A 2717-nucleotide genomic window follows, 5' to 3' on the forward strand; every position below is an offset into this window, starting at 1 on the left:
GCCAATGACACCGCCGATATTAAAATGGTGTGTAGGTCGGACAAGCGCCAGTGCGATGTCTGTCATGTATTACCCAAGCGGACTGCGCGCCTCCGACATCGAGGCCAACGATTAACCTCTGAGCGTGACAGACGGCCAGGTCGTTAATCTTTTCTAAGCTGCCTGTGCGGCAGTGAACTGCTGCCGTTGTTCCAGTTGCCGCCAACGATCTTTCTAAGCTGCCTGTGCGGCAGTGAACACAGTGGCCGGAAAAGGTGGCCTCATTCGCGATTTCTAAGCTGCCTGTGCGGCAGTGAACTCTAAAGCGAAATCTAACATCACTTGGGAGCTTTTCTAAGCTGCCTGTGCGGCAGTGAACTTTTATAGTACCGATGGCAATTATCCTGGTGATTTCTAAGCTGCCTGTGCGGCAGTGAACAAACGCAAACGCTAAGCACCGCGCCGATGATCTTTCTAAGCTGCCTGTGCGGCAGTGAACCCGCTAAGGCGTTTATTCGTCGCGAACGCAAGTTTCTAAGCTGCCTGTGCGGCAGTGAACCATTATTGGCGCGCGTGCCACTGTGTCGATTGTTTCTAAGCTGCCTGTGCGGCAGTGAACAAACGGCCTTTAAGCACGCGTGTGATTTTTATTTTCTAAGCTGCCTGTGCGGCAGTGAACGAACAGCAGATATGTTTGCACGGCTACGAATATTTCTAAGCTGCCTGTGCGGCAGTGAACCATTGCTCGCTCACCGATCGTTGGCGGCAACTTTTCTAAGCTGCCTGTGCGGCAGTGAACGTAGCTTGCGATGACCGGCCTGACCTCATCGATTTCTAAGCTGCCTGTGCGGCAGTGAACACGATCGAAGCGGTGAGGCCCGTACGCTCGCTTTTCTAAGCTGCCTGTGCGGCAGTGAACGTTATCATCTTCACCGGTGATAAGGTTTTCAATTTCTAAGCTGCCTGTGCGGCAGTGAACGCCAAGGTGGTGTGCGGGCGCGGCTTTGGGTATTTCTAAGCTGCCTGTGCGGCAGTGAACCATGCACCTCGCCGTTTTTATCGAGCGGTTGCTTTCTAAGCTGCCTGTGCGGCAGTGAACGCTATGAGTGCGCGAAAGACTTTGACGAGCAATTTCGGCTTTCTAAGCTGCCTGTGCGGCAGTGAACATAATGACGATGGCTCTGATGGAGGTTCCGATTTTCTAAGCTGCCTGTGCGGCAGTGAACATGGAGCGTCAATTCCGCAATCAGGCGATTAATTTCTAAGCTGCCTGTGCGGCAGTGAACCCAATGACGCCGCCCCACTGGACAGAATTAAATTTCTAAGCTGCCTGTGCGGCAGTGAACGTGACGCCCGAGGGCCATAAATTCAATCCAAATTTCTAAGCTGCCTGTGCGGCAGTGAACGCAATCCGTGCGCTCCACTGCTCCAGTTCAATTTTCTAAGCTGCCTGTGCGGCAGTGAACGGCCGTTTCTTAGCGCGTTGTTCGCGTTGATGTTTCTAAGCTGCCTGTGCGGCAGTGAACTGAATCAAAATCTTTAAATCACGTGTGGTCTCTTTCTAAGCTGCCTGTGCGGCAGTGAACTGTCCACACTGGTCTGGATAACGACATACAAATTTCTAAGCTGCCTGTGCGGCAGTGAACATTGACGTAGCCTCTAACGCCTCGCCGTTGTCTTTCTAAGCTGCCTGTGCGGCAGTGAACACGTGTATCAGGTTGGCGTTCGTCGATGCGTTTTTCTAAGCTGCCTGTGCGGCAGTGAACGTATTGCGCCTGCGTGACGTCGGCCTGCAAGTTTTCTAAGCTGCCTGTGCGGCAGTGAACGCGACGCGTTCGTGTAAAGAGCACGAACGTTATTTCTAAGCTGCCTGTGCGGCAGTGAACATTCCCTTGGCCGTTACCATTGGTAATTTTATTTTCTAAGCTGCCTGTGCGGCAGTGAACGTCAGTATCAAATTAGGTGTGCGTGTGGCGGATTTCTAAGCTGCCTGTGCGGCAGTGAACACTAAAAACAAACGAGCAACGAGAGTAGTTATTTTCTAAGCTGCCTGTGCGGCAGTGAACCTCGCAATAGCTCCCCCTCTGCGCCTTGTTGGTTTCTAAGCTGCCTGTGCGGCAGTGAACCAAGCTGCGCCAAGGTGGCGATTTCTTCGGCCTTTCTAAGCTGCCTGTGCGGCAGTGAACGCTAACGAGGATTCTAAAGGCTTGTTCGTTGATTTCTAAGCTGCCTGTGCGGCAGTGAACATAACGAAAATCCCGATGATGGTTCAGATGATTTTCTAAGCTGCCTGTGCGGCAGTGAACGGCAAGTTAACGCCAAACGCTAAACGCTCTTCTTTCTAAGCTGCCTGTGCGGCAGTGAACTATAGAATAACGAAATAATAGCCTGTGACAACAGGCCGTTAGGATAAAAATCGTTTTTTACCCTTATTAAAAACGCCCAGTCGTAACTAACTGTATTCGCTATTTATTTCTAAATATCCCAAAAMCAAGGGTAAAAGCATTGCTCAGTCTGAGGGCTCACGCTGATCGGTCTTTCATGCTCGACGCGTACTGTTTGCCACTAGAGCAAGGAGACCGATATGGCATTGAACGAGCAACCGGGAGACATTGACCGGATCATTGAAATGGCGTGGGAAGATAGAACCCCGTTTGAGGCGATTGAGACGCTGTATGGCTTGCGTCAGGATGACGTCATCGCTTTGATGCGGCGCGAGTTAAAACCACGCAGCTTTA

The 2717-nt window shown here is 51.5% G+C and carries 1 protein-coding gene and 1 CRISPR repeat array; the gene reads left to right on the plus strand.

The genetic code is table 11. The features are described 5' to 3' along the window. The first annotated feature begins 150 nt into the window (after positions 1 to 150). A CRISPR array of direct repeats spans positions 151 to 2345; the repeat unit is 28 nt; unit sequence TTTCTAAGCTGCCTGTGCGGCAGTGAAC. A 218-nt stretch (positions 2346 to 2563) separates the two neighbouring features. Next, the coding region (locus tag BZG77_RS14430) for a TIGR03643 family protein (RefSeq protein ID WP_077647738.1) at positions 2564 to 2717 on the plus strand (154 nt) is incomplete at its 3' end.

The sequence above is a fragment of the Salinivibrio sp. IB643 genome (assembly GCF_001996105.1).
GTDB lineage: Bacteria > Pseudomonadota > Gammaproteobacteria > Enterobacterales > Vibrionaceae > Salinivibrio > Salinivibrio costicola.